The 14,852-nt window shown below is 72.1% G+C and carries 11 protein-coding genes and 1 pseudogene; 10 read left to right on the forward strand and 2 right to left on the reverse strand.

Translation table 11 applies throughout. The features are described from left to right. Window positions 1–309: 309 nt before the first annotated feature. On the forward strand, window positions 310–1,329 hold the full coding sequence (locus tag DEJ47_RS04085; RefSeq protein ID WP_150165009.1) for a LacI family DNA-binding transcriptional regulator: 1,020 nt from the start codon (window positions 310–312) through the stop codon (window positions 1,327–1,329). 21 nt (window positions 1,330–1,350) lie between these two features. Here DEJ47_RS04085 and rfbB read toward each other — a convergent pair whose 3' ends face one another. Next, window positions 1,351–2,355 (reverse strand): dTDP-glucose 4,6-dehydratase, encoded by a 1,005-nt coding sequence (gene rfbB / locus DEJ47_RS04090; RefSeq protein ID WP_150165011.1) that lies wholly within the window; start codon window positions 2,353–2,355, stop codon window positions 1,351–1,353. Beyond that, window positions 2,352–3,419, reverse strand: a complete 1,068-nt coding sequence (locus DEJ47_RS04095; RefSeq protein WP_150165013.1) for a glucose-1-phosphate thymidylyltransferase — start codon at window positions 3,417–3,419, stop codon at window positions 2,352–2,354. Before DEJ47_RS04095 ends, rfbB begins: the two co-directional genes overlap by 4 nt. A 269-nt stretch (window positions 3,420–3,688) precedes the next feature. Here DEJ47_RS04095 and DEJ47_RS04100 point away from each other — a divergent pair, with 269 nt between their 5' ends. The 9 genes and pseudogenes from DEJ47_RS04100 to DEJ47_RS37580 form a co-directional block, all read left to right on the forward strand. After that, window positions 3,689–5,008 (forward strand): aspartate aminotransferase family protein, encoded by a 1,320-nt coding sequence (locus tag DEJ47_RS04100; protein ID WP_223828224.1) that lies wholly within the window; start codon window positions 3,689–3,691, stop codon window positions 5,006–5,008. Further along, window positions 5,005–6,021 (forward strand): ATP-binding cassette domain-containing protein, encoded by a 1,017-nt coding sequence (locus DEJ47_RS04105; protein ID WP_150165017.1) that lies wholly within the window; start codon window positions 5,005–5,007, stop codon window positions 6,019–6,021. Before DEJ47_RS04100 ends, DEJ47_RS04105 begins: the two co-directional genes overlap by 4 nt. Then, window positions 6,018–6,833 (forward strand): ABC transporter permease, encoded by an 816-nt coding sequence (locus DEJ47_RS04110; RefSeq protein ID WP_150165019.1) that lies wholly within the window; start codon window positions 6,018–6,020, stop codon window positions 6,831–6,833. The genes DEJ47_RS04105 and DEJ47_RS04110 overlap by 4 nt, the downstream gene beginning before the upstream one ends. After that, window positions 6,830–7,642 carry an ABC transporter permease gene (locus DEJ47_RS04115; RefSeq protein ID WP_150165021.1) on the forward strand — a complete coding sequence of 271 codons (813 nt, stop codon included), beginning with the start codon at window positions 6,830–6,832 and terminating at the stop codon, window positions 7,640–7,642. Before DEJ47_RS04110 ends, DEJ47_RS04115 begins: the two co-directional genes overlap by 4 nt. Then, window positions 7,642–9,144 carry a phosphotransferase gene (locus DEJ47_RS04120; protein WP_150165023.1) on the forward strand — a complete coding sequence of 501 codons (1,503 nt, stop codon included), beginning with the start codon at window positions 7,642–7,644 and terminating at the stop codon, window positions 9,142–9,144. Before DEJ47_RS04115 ends, DEJ47_RS04120 begins: the two co-directional genes overlap by 1 nt. Then, window positions 9,138–11,276: a glycosyltransferase gene (locus DEJ47_RS04125; RefSeq protein WP_223828225.1), complete on the forward strand. Its 2,139-nt coding sequence runs from the start codon at window positions 9,138–9,140 to the stop codon at window positions 11,274–11,276. The genes DEJ47_RS04120 and DEJ47_RS04125 overlap by 7 nt, the downstream gene beginning before the upstream one ends. After that, a complete protein-coding gene (locus DEJ47_RS04130) occupies window positions 11,269–12,417 on the forward strand; it encodes a sugar phosphate nucleotidyltransferase (protein ID WP_150165025.1) in 1,149 nt (382 codons plus the stop codon). Before DEJ47_RS04125 ends, DEJ47_RS04130 begins: the two co-directional genes overlap by 8 nt. Next, window positions 12,414–13,340: a carbohydrate kinase family protein gene (locus tag DEJ47_RS04135; protein ID WP_150165027.1), complete on the forward strand. Its 927-nt coding sequence runs from the start codon at window positions 12,414–12,416 to the stop codon at window positions 13,338–13,340. The genes DEJ47_RS04130 and DEJ47_RS04135 overlap by 4 nt, the downstream gene beginning before the upstream one ends. Before the next feature lie 15 nt (window positions 13,341–13,355). Next, a pseudogene (locus tag DEJ47_RS37580) lies at window positions 13,356–14,741 on the forward strand (glycosyltransferase); the annotation flags it as partial. Window positions 14,742–14,852: the final 111 nt, after the last annotated feature.

Genomic DNA, 14,852 nt, shown 5'->3' on the forward strand with positions numbered 1-14,852 from the left:
CCTGCTGGCCGCTCTGGACGGCGGCGCCGGGTTGCCAGGAACGTAACAGCGTTGGAATGTTGCCGAAAGAGCTTGCGGTAAATTTCTGCAAGGACCGCCGATCGTTACATCTGTGTGTCCTTACCGTTCCCCGTATCGCGCTTGACAGGGCCGCGGGGAGCCTGGCATCGGTGCGGGCGCGGAGGAAGAGCGGCGCCGGGGGCGATGAAGGCGACTGCAAGACTCTTGCAAGACAGCTCTTTCCGCAAGCTTCCACGAACATTCACGGGCAGTGTGCAATCACCCCGATGACAGGTACAGTCCAGTGCCATGACCGCACGGCTTGTCGACATCGCAGCCCACGCGGGGGTCAGTGAAGCCACCGTGAGCCGCGTCCTCAACGGCAAGCCCGGGGTGGCCGTCGGCACCCGCGAGGCGGTGCTCGCCGCCCTCGACGTGCTCGGGTACGAACGCCCGGTGCGGCTGCGCCGGCGCAGCGCCGGACTCATCGGCCTCATCACACCCGAGCTGGACAACCCGATCTTCCCCGCGTTCGCGCAGGTCATCGCGCAGGCCCTGACCCGCCAGGGGTACACGCCGGTCCTCGCGACGCAGACGCCGGGCGGCTCCACCGAGGACGAACTCACCGAGATGCTCGTGGACCGCGGTGTCAGCGGCATCATCTTCGTCTCCGGCCTGCACGCCGACACCACCGCCGACATGGAGCGGTACGAGGTGCTGCGCGCCCAGGGCGTCCCCTATGTCCTCGTCAACGGCTTCTCGCCGGACGTGGCGGCCCCCTTCGTCTCCACCGACGACCGCGCCGCCGTGCGCCTCGCCGTCACACATCTGGCCTCGCTCGGCCACACCCGCATCGGCCTCGCGGTCGGCCCGAAGCGGTTCGTGCCCGTGGTGCGCAAGATCGAGGGCTTCCGGCTCGGACTCCTGGAGCGCCTCGGCCTCGACGACGAGGCGTCGGAGGAACTCGTCCAGCACTCCCTCTACACCCTGGAGGGCGGCCAGGCAGCGGCCACCACCCTCATCAACCGGGGCTGCACCGCCGTCGTGTGCGCCAGCGACATGATGGCGCTCGGCGCCATCCGGGCCGCCCGCGACCTGGGCCTCAGCGTGCCGCGGGACATCTCGGTCGTCGGCTTCGACGACTCGCCGCTCATCGCGTTCACCGATCCGCCGCTGACCACGATCCGCCAGCCCGTGCAGGCCATGGGCCAGGCGGCGGTCCGCGCGCTGCTCGAGGAGATCGGCGGGACACCGGCGCCGCACGGCGAGTTCGTCTTCATGCCCGAGCTGGTGGTGCGGGGCTCGACGGGGTCCGGGCGCAAGGAGTAGACCCGCATCTGACACAGGTGCTCACGCCGCCGTGACGAACGGCTGCCACCACGAGCGGTTGTGCCGGTACCAGCGGGCCGTCTCGGCGAGCGCCGCGTCGAAGTCGGTGCACGGCCGGTAGCCGAGCTCGGTGCTGATCTTCGTGTGGTCCACGGCGTACCTGCGGTCGTGTCCCTTGCGGTCCGTGACGTGCGTGATGCGTCCGGCGTCGGCGCCGCACAGGGCGAGCAGCCGCTCGGTCAGCTCCAGGTTGGTGAGGGAGGTGCCGCCGCCGATGTTGTAGATCTCCCCCGCCCGTCCCCGGGTGCGGACCAGTTCGAGCCCCTGGATGTGGTCGTCCAGGTGCAGCCAGTCCCGTACTTGCAGCCCGTCGCCGTAGACCGGGACGTTCTCCCCGTCGAGGAGTGCCGTCAGGAAGCGCGGGATGAGTTTCTCCGGGTGCTGGTGCGGGCCGAAGTTGTTGGAGCAGCGGGTGACGCGGACGTCCAGGCCGTGGGTGCGGTGCTGGGCCAGGGCCACCAGGTCCGAGGCGGCCTTGGACGCCGCGTACGGGGAGTTGGGCCGCAGCGGGTCCTCCTCGGTGGCCGCGCCGTGCGGGACGGATCCGTACACCTCGTCGGTGGAGACGTGGACGAAGGTCGCGACGCCGTGCCGGAGCGCGGCGTCGAGGAGCGTCTGGGTGCCGAGCACATTGGTGCGCGTGAAGGCGGAGCCGTCGGCGATCGAGCGGTCGACGTGCGACTCGGCGGCGAAGTGCACCACTTGGCCGTGGTGCGCGGCCAGTTCGCCGACGAGCCGGGTGTCGCAGACGTCGCCGCGCACGAAGGTGAACCCGGGGTGGGAGCGCACGTGGTCGAGACGGTTGACGCTGCCCGCGTAGGTGAGCTTGTCGAGCACGGTCACTTCGGTGCCGGGCGGTCCCGTGGGGCCGAGGAGCGACCGCACGTACGCGGAGCCGATGAAACCGGCGCCGCCCGTGACAAGGATGCGGCGGGCGCGGCGGCCCGGGGGGTCGACGTGGTTCATGAGGTCAATTGCACCTTGCTGTGGTCGCCGATGACGAGTCGGTGGGCCTGGGGCAGTCGCGGGGCGGGGGCCACGACGGCGCCGCGACCGATGAGCGAGGACTCGATGCGGGAGGCGCCCTCCACGTCCGCGCCGCGCAGCAGCACGGAGTGGGCGATGGCGCTGTCCTCGATCCGGCAGTCCTCGGCGATGGCGGTGTACGGGCCGATGCTGGAGTTGCTGATGACGGTGCCCGCGCCGATCACCGCGGGGCCGACGATGCGCGAGCCGCGCACCACGGCGCCCTCGGCCAGGCGGACCCGGCCGAGCACGGTGCTGTCCGGATCGACCTTGCCGTCGACGCGGCCCTCGATGCCGTCGAGGACCTGGCGGTTGACCTCCAGGAGGTCGTCGACGCTGCCGGTGTCGCGCCAGGGCCGGGTGGTGGTCTCCGCGCGCACCCGCAGCCCGCGGTCGAGCAGCCACTGCACGGCGTCGGTGATCTCCAGCTCGCCGCGCACCGAGGGTCTGATCGCCCGGACCGCTTCGTGGATGTCCTTGCCGAAGGCGTAGACGCCGATCAGGGCGAGGTCGCTGCGCGGCCGTTCGGGTTTCTCCTCCAGACCCACGACGTCGCCGTGGGCGTCGAGTTCGGCGACGCCGAACGCCGTCGGATCGGCGACCGGTGTGAGGAGGAGGCGGGCGGCGCCCGGCTGGGCGGCGGCCCGTTCCGCGAAGCCGGTGAGGCCGTCCTGAAGGTAGTTGTCGCCGAGATAGAGCAGGAAGTCGTCGTCGCCGAGGAACTCCCGCGCGATCAGCACCGCGTGGGCGAGGCCGAGTGGCCGCTCCTGCTGGAGGTAGCTCACGCACAGGCCGAAGGCGCTGCCGTCCCCGACGGCCTCGCGTACCTCCGCGCCGCGCCGGCCGACGACGATCCCGGCTTCCCGGACGCCGGCCGCTGCGATGGCTTCGAGGCCGTAGAAGAGCACGGGTTTGTTGGCGATGGGCAGCAGTTGCTTGGCGCCGGTGTCGGTGAAGGGGCGCAGCCTGCTGCCCGTTCCGCCGGCCAGCACCAGGGCTTTCAAGGAAGCCGTCCGCGGGGCGGGGCGGCCTGGGGATGCGTTCTCACGGGTCCCTCCTCGCTTGCGAGGTCTCGACTCAAGCAGAGTCGGACCCACGGCCGCAAGAGCTCCCTGAAAGTTTCAGCAAGCTCTTGCCAACCGTGGGGCGGCTTTGTTTGACTCGGTGCGCATCGCCGGTCCCACCGCTCAACTTCGGTGCCGATCCGGACAGTTCACCGGCATCACGCACCGCGCACAGCGCACGCCGCACATCGACGGGAGTGGGGGCAGCAGTGACAGGTCACCGCCAGCGCGCACGGCTCGACCGGGAAGCCCGGCATCTCGCACCCGGCGCCTCGGAGGAGACCGCCGCCGGGAAGCGCGTCTTCACCGAGGGCTCGGGCGCGCTCCTCACCGACCTCGACGGCAACCAGTACCTGGACTTCGCCGCCGGCACACTGACCCAGTCCCTCGGCCACTGCCATCCGGAGGTCGTCGAGGCGCTCACGGCGCAGGCCGGACGGCTGTGGAACGTGCACGACGCCGCGACACCCGAACGCGCCGCGCTGCTCGAACAGCTCGCCAGGCTGCTCCCCGCCCACCTCGACACCTACGCGCTCTTCTCCACCGGTGCCGAGGCCGTCGAGGCGGCCCTGCGCGTGGTGCAGGCGACCGCGCCCGCGGGCCGCAACCGGATCGGGGCGCTGCGCCACGGCTTCCACGGCAAGACCATGGGCGCCCGCATGCTGGTCCACTGGGACATCGGGAACCAGGCGTTCGCCGGGAACAGCGTCCTCGGCTACGCCCCCAACTGCTACCGCTGCCCGCTGGAGCTGACCCATCCGACGTGCGAGGTGCGGTGCGCCTCGCTCGTGCGCAAGCACATCGCCGAGAAGCCGAACGTCGCCGCGCTGGTCTTTGAACCGGTACAGGGCGCGGCCGGCGTCGTCGTGCCGCCGCCCGGCTACTGGGAGCGGATCACGGAGGCCTGCCGCGCGAACGGTGTGCTGCTCGTCGCGGACGAGGTCCTGACCGGCGGCGGCCGCACCGGCGCCTTCCTCGCCTCCGAGCTCGTCGGAGTCGAACCGGACCTGGTCGTCCTCTCCAAGGGCATGGCGAACGGCTTCCCCTTCGCGGTGCTCGCCGGGCGCGCGGAGCTGCTGCGCTCCCCCGAGGCGGCCACGGCCGGTTCGTATGCGTCGACGTACGCGAGCAATCCCCTGGGCATCGCGGCGGCGCACGCCACGCTCGGCGTCATCGAACGCGACGAGCTGACCGAACGCGCGCGTGTGCTGGGCGAGTTGCTCGGCGACAGGCTCGCGACCCTGCACTCGCGGTACGAGCAGATCGGCGACGTACGAGGGCTCGGGCTCCTGTACGGCCTGGAGTTCGTCACCGACCGGGAGAGCCGCACCCCCGCGCCGGAGCTCGCCCACGCGGTGCACTCCGCCGCACTCGACCTGGGACTGCGCACGGCGTTCGGCGGACACATCATCCGCCTCGCGCCGCCGTTCACGCTCGACGAGACACAACTCGACGAGGGCGTCGCCCTGTTGGAACAAGCCGTCGAGCAGGCCGTTGGGCGGGCCGTCGAACAGGTGGTGGTGGCGTGATCGTCGCGGAGAACCTCACCAAGGAGTTCCGCGTCGCGGAGCGCAGACCCGGGCTGCTGGGCAGTCTGGCCACGCTCCTCACCCGCGAGTACCACACCGTGCGCGCCGTGGACGGCGTCTCCTTCGAGATCCCCGCCGGTTCGAAGACCGCGTACATCGGCGCCAACGGGGCCGGCAAGTCCACCACCGTCAAGATGCTCACCGGCATCATGACGCCGACGTCGGGCCGCTGCCTGGTCGCGGGCATCGAGCCGTACCGTGAGCGGCGGCGGAACGCCCGCTCCATCGGTGTCGTCTTCGGGCAGCGCAGCCAGCTGTGGTGGGACCTGTCGGTGCCCGACTCGTTCCGCATCCTGCGCCGCGTCTACGACATCCCCGACGGGGTCTACCACCGCAATCTCGCGCTCTACCGCGAACTCCTCGACATCGACGCCCTCGGCACCACGCCCGTGCGCCAGCTCAGCCTGGGTCAGCGGATGCGCGCGGAGATCGCCGCGAGCCTGCTGCACGACCCGGCCGTCGTCTTCTGGGACGAGCCGACCATCGGCCTCGACATGGTCCTCAAGACGGCGGTGCGCGACCTGGTCAACCGCGCGCACCGGGAGCTCGGCACGACCGTCGTGCTCACCAGCCACGACATCGCCGACATCGCCGCGATCTGCGACAGCGCGCTGGTCGTCGACCACGGCAGGGTCGTCCACCAGGGCTCCATCCAGGACCTGCTGCGCACGGCCGAGGACCGCTCGGTGAGCTTCGACCACCGGGGCGGCCCGGCGCCGCACGACGCCCTCGCCCTGATCGAGCGCGGCCTGCCCGGTGTGCGGGCGGCCACCGAGGACGGCGGGCGCGTCCGCGTCGACTATCCGGCGAACCTCTTCGCCTCGCGCCAGGTGCTCGCGTTCCTCCTGGACCACTTCGACCTGGTGGACTGCTACGCCCCGGAGCCGGACCTGGAGGAGGTGCTGCGGCAGATCTACGGCCGGGCGCCCACGCCCGTCGGCGGTCACTCATGAACGTACGTGCGGGGCGCTACGTCCCCTTCGCCACCGGCGGACTCCAGTCCCTGCTCCAGTACCGCTCGATGTTCGTCGTCACGGGTGTCACCGCCGCCGCGGGCGCCGCGGTCACCGTGTTCCTGTGGCGCGCGGTGTACGCCGGATCGCCGGACGGCGGCACGGGCCCGGGAGGCTTCACTCCGGCGGGCATCACCACCTACCTGCTGGTGGCGCAGGTGCTGCAGATCCTGCACGCCAACCGGGTCGACGACGAGGTGGCCGCGGAGGTCTACCGCGGGGACGTGGCCGTGATGCTGGTGCGTCCGGTCAGCTATCCGCTGGTGCGGCTCTTCGCGTGCCTGCCGGTGGTCGCGGCCAACGCCGTCCTGGTGGGCGTGCCGGTCCTGGTGCTCTTCTCGTTCCTCGTCCCGCTGACAACGCCCCGTCCCGTGGACGCCGCGCTCTTCGCCGTGTCCACCGCACTGTCCGTGCTCATCGCGTTCTGCGTGAACCTGCTGACCGGCATGACGGGCTTCGTCACCACGAACACGTGGGGCGTGCGGATGGTGAAGCAGAGCGTCGTGGCCTTCTTCGCCGGACAGCTGGTGCCGATCGCGCTGATGCCGGGTCCGCTGGCGGCGGTCGCCCACGCCCTGCCGTTCCGCGGGATGGTCGACGGCCCGCTGACGCTGCTCCTCGGCCGGTACGACGGGGCGGGAGGGGCCGTCGCCGTGCTGGCCCAGCAGGCGGGCTGGGTGGCCGGCCTGTCCGTGCTGTGCGCGGTGCTGTGGCGGGCCGCGCTCGGGCGTCTCGAGGTGCTCGGCGGATGACGCGCACACGTCTCGGCACGGCGCTCTGGTACGTCAGGCTCTCCTGGTTCCTCGGCGGGGTCGGCCTGCAACGGCTCGCCGCGTACCGGCTCGACTTCGCGCTCGGCGCCGGGGCCTTCCTGGTCCGGGTCGGCGTCCAGACGGCGGTGGTCGGTCTGGTCTTCCGGCAGGTGCCGGCCGTCGGCGGCTGGTCGTACCACGAGGTCCTGTTCCTGCTGGGTTTCTCGCTGCTGCCGCGCGGCCTCGACCACCTCTTCACCGACCAGCTGTGGGAGCTGGGCCGCAAGCTGGTGCAGCGCGGCGAGTTCTACCGCTATCTGATCCGCCCGGTGAACCCGCTCTTCTCGCTGCTCTCCGAGCGCTTCTTCCACCCCGACGCGCTGGGCGAGCTGGTCGTCGGCGCGGCCCTCGTGACGTACGCGGGTACGTCGCTCGACCTGGACCTCACGGCCACGCAGTGGGCGCTGGCCCCGCTGCTCGTGCTGTGCGGGGCGCTGATCCACACGGCGGTGAAGCTGTTCTTCGCGTCCCTGTCGTTCTGGACGGTGACGAGCCTGCCCGCGCTGTACGCGGCGAGCCAGGTGTCGGAGTTCGCGGCGTACCCCCTGGACATCTACCACGCGTCGCTGCGCGCGCTGCTGACCTGGGTGCTGCCGTTCGCCTTCACGTCGTACGTCCCGGCCGTCTATCTCCTCTCCGGCGACACGGCGCTCCTGGGATGGCTGCCCGTGGTGACGGCCCTGTCGCTGCTGCTGGCCCTGGCCGTGTGGCGGCGCGGCGTCAACGCGTACGAGATGACAGGGAGTTGATGTCAGTGATCCGGGACGAGGAGCTGGACGCGCTGCTGCGGTCGGCGCCGTGGATGTCCGAGGACGGGCGCAAGGCCGACCGGTACGAGCGCGTCGACCACGCCGTGCTCGGCTCCGCGGCGGTACTGCTGGTCGTGGCCGCGGTCGGCGGGCCCGCGTCGGGCCGGCGGTTCTTCGTGCCGGTGGACATCCGGGGCGGGCGGCACGAGGGGGGCGGGCCCAGGGAGGCCCACGCCGTCGAGGAGTTCCATACGGACGCGGTCCTCAGGACGCTGACGGGCGCGACGCTGCGCACGGAGCGCGGCGGCACCGTGGAGTTCCGCGGCGCGGGCGGCGCCCTGGCCGGCTCCTTGCCCGAGGTACGGCCGCTCCCCTTCGAGCAGGGCTGGTCGTCCAACGCGCTGTCCCTCGTGGAGATCGGAGGCCTGCCGCACATCCACAAGACGTACCGCAGCCTCGACGACGACGTCCGCGAGCCCGACCTGCTGCGGCTCATGAACGGCACGGGGCGCACCCCGGAGTGGGCGGGCGACTACGCGTACACCGACCCCGCGTCGGGGACACGCCACCCGCTGGGCGTCGTCTACCGTTACGCGCCGGGCGACGGCATCGACGTACCCCTGCGGCAGAACCTGCGCTCCCTGTGGCCCGCCCTGTCGCGCCTGCTCACCCATGATTCACCGGAGACGGTGGCGCGGCGCCATCTGCTGCCGCTGGAACGGCAGTTGCGGGAGGCGGGGCGTTTCCTGCGCGGCTTCCACGCGGATCTCGCCGACCGCCTCGGCGACGGGTCGCCGCAGCCCGCCTATCCGGCCGCCGAACGGCTGGCACAGGCGGAGCGGCGTCTCGCGGACCTGCACGACCGCACCACCGCTGATCCGGCGCTGCCCGCACGGGTGGTGCGGGGCGCCTTCAAAGCGCTGGAGGACGACGTTGCCGCGCTGCGAACAGAGTTGGCGCGAGCAGGCGACTCCTGGCCCGGCGGCGGCCCCTGCCACGGTGACCTGCACCTGTCCCACCTGCTGTGGAACCCGCCCGCCCTGATCGATCTCTCCACCCCGAGCACCGCTCCCACCGCGCCGGGCTGGGCCGCGCAGTCGCCGCTCGAGGACATCGTGGCGTTGCAGCGCGGTCTGGAGTACTTCGCGGCGGACGAGGCGGCGTTCGAGGCCGCGAACCGGCTGGGTGTCGACTCCCTGGAGACCATGGTCGGTTCGCTCGACGGTGCTCCGCACCTCTCCCCGGCCCAACAGGGCGAGCTGCACCGGGTGTTCGCGGTCGCGGACCACTGGCGGGACCGCGTGCGCGAACTGCTGCTCGGCCCCGCGTCCCACGGACCGCTCCGACGGCTGCTCTACCTGCGCCGACTCCTCCACGAACTGGCCTACAACCACGCGCACACGCGCCCCTACCACGCCGCGATCGACCTCCGCCACGCCCTGCGGCTCGGCGGAGGCGGCAGCGGCGCCCACCGCGACTCCGAGGACGTGAGGCCGTGCTGACCCCCGAGCCCCCCGAGAACGTCGTACCGACGGTCGAGCCCCGCATGCACATCATCGAGACCTACTTCGAGTGCTGCGGTTTCGACCACACCTTCTTGCAGGGCGGCACCTCGGTGTACCTGTGGAACCTGTCCCGGGCCTTCGCCGCACGCGGCCACCGGGTCTCCATCGTGACGCCTGCGCACGGCCGCCTGGACGACCTGCGGGCGCGCTACGACGTGGAGGACCTGCCGTACGAGGACACGTACACGCTCCCGCTCGTCCTGGACCCGAAGATCTGGCGGGACTTCCCGGCGGAGACCGGGATCGAGCTGCGGACGACGGCGCACCGCATCCGGCTTGACGGCGTCGACCTGTACTTCCTCTCCAACGACTGCCTCGACCGGCTGCCGACGACGTTCTATCCGCCCTACTCCGCCAAGGGCCGCGACCTCGTCTTCTTCAAGCCGCTCGTCTTCCAGGCCGACAGTGTGCGGTTCCTGCGCGGCTGGTTCGGCGAGGAGCGGGCCGTCGTGCACGCGCACGAGCCGTACTACCACTATCTGCTGCCCGCCGCGCTGCGCGACGACCCCACGAAAATGGTCGTCAGCACCGTCCAGAGCAACATGCCCGTCGCGAAGAAGGTGTACGGGCCCGAGGTGCGCCGCCTGTTCGAACTCCTGGATGTGAAAGCGGAGTTGCCGGACGTCCCGGAGGGCACGTATCCGGCCGCCGTGCTCCAGTACCAGCAGCTCACGCACCTGCACTACGCCTATCCGCCGGACCACGTCGCGCTCTACGAGCTCACCGCCGAGCACTCCGACCTGATCGACTTCCTCTCCCCCGGCCAGCTCGACTTCTACGCCTCGTTCCGCGACACCCCCTTCGCCGAGCTTTTCGAGCGGCTGCCGATGGCGGACGTCGTGCGGCGCAACGCGCACAAGATGTTCGTGGGCGGCTGCGCGATCTCCGACGAGTGGCTGGCCATGGACCCGGCCGAGGTCGACCGGGCGGACGTGCTCGGCGGCATCGGACTCGATCCGGCCCTGCCCACCTTCTTCCACAACGCGCGCTACGCCGTCCACCACAAGGGCCAGGTGGAGCTGGTGCGGGCGGTCGACCGGGTCCTGTCCGCCGGGCTCGCCGCCAACTTCGTGCTGCGCTGCATCGCCGGGGAGGGCATCGACGACCCGTACTTCCACGAGGTCGCGCGACGGCACGCCGGGCGGCTGCACCTGGAGTGGGAGCGGGTCGACGAGCGGCGGGTGTTCGCGTACGCGGCGAGTTCCGACTTCTGCGTCTTCCCGTCGAAGTTCGAGATGGACACCTTCCTCATCGCGCAGGGCGAGGCGATGGCGTGCGGCGCCGTGCCCATCGCGACCGCCCAGGAGGGCATGGCGCACTTCCGGCACGCCGACGGCCCGTCGACGGGCACCGGATTCGCCGTGAACCGGTCGTTCGCGGAGGACGACGAGCTGCTCGTCTCGGCGCTCGCCGACCGGTTCCGGGCGGCGGTGACGCTGTGGTCGGAGGATCCGGCCCGCTACCGGGAGCTGTCGGAGCGGGCGTCCGCCGTCGCGCGGGAGTTCACGTGGGAGCGCTGCGCGGACCTGCATCTGGCCGCGTTCGGGCGTCTCTGGCGGGGCGAGTCCGCCGCTGCGGCGCTCCAACTCGCCTTGCGGCACGGTTGGTTCGAGCAGCTGCAGGACGCGGACAGCGCCGCGGTCGCGGAAGCGGCGCTCGCGCACGGCGCCGTGGACGTCTACGCGCGCCACGCCCCGCTGGACTCCGACGCCGCCCGCCGCATCTTCGCGGCCTCCTGGCAGCGGGCCGACTTCGCCGCCTGCGAGCGTGTCCTCGAACGGGGGCCGGTCGGCGCGGTGGAACGGCAGGACGTGGACCGGCTGCGCGGCCGCTGCCACGTGGGCGACGACGGCCGGATCGTCTACCGGCTGGCGCACGCGGAACGCGTCGAGCTGGTCGTGCCCTCCGAGCCCGGCGCGGACGGCCGCGCCCTCCCCCGCGTACAGCTCCTCGAACGCACCGCGCCCGGCGTGTTCACCGGTCCTGCGCCCGGCCGGGCCGCCGACGCCCGGCTGCTCCTCACCCTCTCCTCCGGCCGCGTGACCTGGGACGAGGTGCGCCATGACTGAACGCGACGCGCTCAGCCGCCCGGTCAGGACCGTGCTGCTCGCGGGCGGCGAGGGCCGGCGCATGGGCCCGCTCGGGACGGGGCGGCTCAAGCCGCTGGTGCCGTACGGCGGGGCCTGCCGACTCATCGACTTCAGCCTCGCCAACGCGCGGGCCTCCGGCCTCGGCGAGGTGCTGCTGCTCTCGCAGTACGAGGAGCGGCAGCTGATGGACGACCTGCACCGGGTGTGGAACCAGCGGCCGGGGTTCCGGGTGCACTTCGGTCCGTACGACCCCGCGTACGCCACGGCGGGCTCCCGCATACCGTCCGAACTGCCCGCCCGTACCTGGCCGTTGGAGCGGGGCACGGCCGACGCGCTGATCCGCAAGAAGGCGTACGTCTTCGAGGGGGACGGCATCCGGCCCGACCCGGAGCACGTCCTCGTGCTGCACGCCGATCACGTCTACCGCTTCGACTACCGGCCGCTGATCGACGCCCACCGCGCGTCCGGGGCCGCGCTCACCCTGGCGTACCAGCGCATCGACCCGCGCTGGGTGCACCTGTTCGGCATGGTCGAGTTCGACGCGCGGGGGCGGCTCACCGCGTTCGTGGAGAAGCCGGAGGTCGCCACGAGCGACCTGGTCTTCGCGGCGTTCTGCGTCTTCGACGCCGCTGTCCTGCGCCGGTATCTGGAGCGGCTCGACGGCACCGACTGGCAGCACGACATCAGCCGGGACGTGATCCCGGCGATGCTCGCGGCCGGCGAGCACATCCGCGGCCACGAGGTGGCGGGCCACTGGGAGGACATCGGCACCGTCGAGCGCTACCACCGCGCGCACCTCGCGCTCGCCGCGTCGCCCCGGGCGGGGCTGCCCGTCGGACGGATGCCGTGGACGGTGGCGCCGGACGTGCGGCGTTCCTGGGTGGCCGACCACTTCGGCGTGCGCTCGTCGGTGGTGCCGTCGGACCTGGTCAACGACGGCCGTGTGGAGGACAGCGTGCTCTTCCCCGGCGTGCGGATCGGAGCGGGCGCCCGGGTGCGGCGCAGTGTGGTGCTGCCCGGCGCCAGGATCCCCGCGGGCGCCGACATCGAAGGGGCCGTCGTCCTGGAGGACGGCCGCGTCCAGCGGACCGAAGTCACGACAGAGGGAGTACGCGCATGAGTGAGCCGGAGTACGACGTCCTGGTGGTCGGCGGCGCCGGCGTGGACACGATCGTGCGCGTCGAGGCGCTGCAACTGCCGCCCGGGGATTCCGTGTTCGTGCCGCCCGTGTACGACTACGTGGCGCACACCGGGAACGGCGTCGCGCTCGGCTGGCACGCGCTCGGCCTGTCCACCAAGTTCATCGACTTCCTCGGGGACGACGCGCAGGGCCGCTCCGTCCTCGACGCGTACGCCGAACGCGGTCTGGACTTCAGCCATGTCGTGTCGCCGCACGGCACCCCGCGCGGCGTCAACCTCGTCGACCCGCAGGGCCGCCGCTTCTCCTTCTACGACGGCAGGCACCCCGCTGACCTGCGGCTGCCGCGCGACTTCTACCTGCCGTATCTGGAGCGCGCCCGGCACGTCCACCTCTCCATCACCGGCGTCAACCGCGACATGTACGACGACATCCGCAGGCTCGGCGCGACCTGTTCGACGGACCTGCACGACTGGGACGGGCACAACCCGCACCACCGTACGTACGCGCTCGCCTCCGACCACGTCTTCCTCAGCGCCGCCGCGATCCACGACCGGCTCGACGAAGTGCTGCACTCGGTGCTGGACGAGGGCAGGGCACGCCTCGTCGTCGCGACCGACGGCGCGGACGGCTGCCACGTGCTGGTGCGCGGCGACACGAAGGTGCGGCACTTCCCCGCGGCGCGGCCGGAGCGTCCCGTGGTCGACAGCAACGGCGCGGGGGACGCCTTCGTCACCGCGTTCCTGCACTCACTCTTCGAGGGGCGGCCGGTGGAGGAGTGCGTGCTCGCCGGGTCCGTCTCGGGGGCCTTCGCCTGCGGCAGCGCGGGCACCCACACCGAGTTCATCGACCTGCCGGGGCTGCGCGGCGCGTGTGTGCGCGCGAGCGCCGCGGCCACCGGCTGAGGGAGCTGCGCGCACGTGCACATCATCAACTTCTCGTACGAGTGCGGCGGCTTCGACCACCGTCTGATGCGGGGCGGCCTCTCGCCGCTGGTCTGGAACCTGTCGCGCGAGTACGCCGCGCGCGGCCATCGCGTCTCCGTGGTCACTCCGGCCCACGGCCACCTCGACCGGCTCCGGGAGACATTCCCCGTCGAGGAGCTCGACCACCGCGCCGACCACGTGGTGCCGCTCGTCCTCGACCCGGAGGTGTGGCCGGACCACCCCGCGGAGGTCGCCGTCGAGCTGACCACGCGCGCGTACCGGCTCCGCCTGGACGGCGTGGACGTCTACTTCCTGGCCGACGCGTACCTCGACCTGCTGCCCGACCGCCTCTACCCGCCGCCGGGCCTGGAGGGCCGGGACCTGGCGCACTTCAAGCCGCTGGTGTTCCAGGTGGACGGGGCGCGCTTCATCCGCTCCGGCGCCCTCGCCGACCCGTCCGGCGCCGAACCGGCCGTCGTCCACGGCTTCGAGCCGTACTACCACTACCTGCTGCCCCCCGTCCTCGCCGCCGACCCGCGCTACCGCACCGTGAGCACGGTCGCGGCCAACGCGCCCGTCGGGCAGCAGGTGTACCGGCCGCAGGTGGAGCGCCTCCTCACGCTGCTCGGCGCCGGTGAGGGCCTCGCCGGTGGGGCCATCGACCTGGACGCGCTCGAAGGGCCACCGCCATCCGAGGACACCGCCGCGGCGACCATCGCGCGAGCCCTCGCGGGCACGCGCATGCACCAGGAGCGCCGACCCGACCACGTCGGTGTGTTCCCCCTGGTCGCCGCCCACGCGGACCTCGTCGACTTCGTCTCGCCCGGCCAGCGCGCCTACTACAGCACCTTCGAAGGCACCCCTTTCGAAGCGCTCTTCGCCACGCTCCCGGTGGCCCGGCAGCTCCGCGCCCATCCGCACAAGCTCCTCATGGGCGGCTGCGGAGTGGCCGACAGCTGGCTCGCCCGCGACCCCGGCGCGGTGGACCGTACCGCCGTCCTGCGCGGCCTCGGCCTCGACCCGGCGCGCCCCGTCTTCTTCCACGCGGCGCGCTACGCCGTGCACCACAAGGGCCAGCTGGAGCTGATGCGGGCGGTGGAGGAGGTCCTCGCCACCGACCCGGACATCAGCTTCGTCATCCGCTGCGCGACGGGCGGCGGTGGCGAGACCGTCGAGGCCACACCTGTCGCGAACGCCTGGTTCCAGGACGTCGCCGACCGCCACCCCGGCCAGGTGCACCTGGACTGGCGTCTCGCCGACGAGGACACCCTCTTCGAACAGGCCGCCTGCGCCGACTTCTGCGTCAACCCGTCCAAGTACGAACTGGACGGCTTCCTCATCGCGCAGGCCGAGGCGATGGCGTGCGGGGCCGTGCCGATCGCCACGGCCCAGCGGGTCACCGGCCACTTCGGGCACGCACGCCCGCTCACCGACCCGGAGGCGACCGGGTTCTCGGTGCGCGGCTCGTTCCGCGACGACGACTCCGTACTC

The organism is Streptomyces venezuelae (assembly GCF_008642355.1).
GTDB classification, from domain to species: domain Bacteria; phylum Actinomycetota; class Actinomycetes; order Streptomycetales; family Streptomycetaceae; genus Streptomyces; species Streptomyces venezuelae_B.

Coding starts and splice junctions, on each gene's coding strand:
- DEJ47_RS04085 (WP_150165009.1), top strand. CDS start 310: ATGACCGCACGGCTTGTCGACATCGCAGCCCACGCGGGGGTCAGTGAA.
- rfbB (WP_150165011.1), bottom strand. CDS start 2,355: ATGAACCACGTCGACCCCCCGGGCCGCCGCGCCCGCCGCATCCTTGTC.
- DEJ47_RS04110 (WP_150165019.1), top strand. CDS start 6,018: ATGAACGTACGTGCGGGGCGCTACGTCCCCTTCGCCACCGGCGGACTC.
- DEJ47_RS04115 (WP_150165021.1), top strand. CDS start 6,830: ATGACGCGCACACGTCTCGGCACGGCGCTCTGGTACGTCAGGCTCTCC.
- DEJ47_RS04120 (WP_150165023.1), top strand. CDS start 7,642: ATGTCAGTGATCCGGGACGAGGAGCTGGACGCGCTGCTGCGGTCGGCG.
- DEJ47_RS04130 (WP_150165025.1), top strand. CDS start 11,269: ATGACTGAACGCGACGCGCTCAGCCGCCCGGTCAGGACCGTGCTGCTC.
- DEJ47_RS04135 (WP_150165027.1), top strand. CDS start 12,414: ATGAGTGAGCCGGAGTACGACGTCCTGGTGGTCGGCGGCGCCGGCGTG.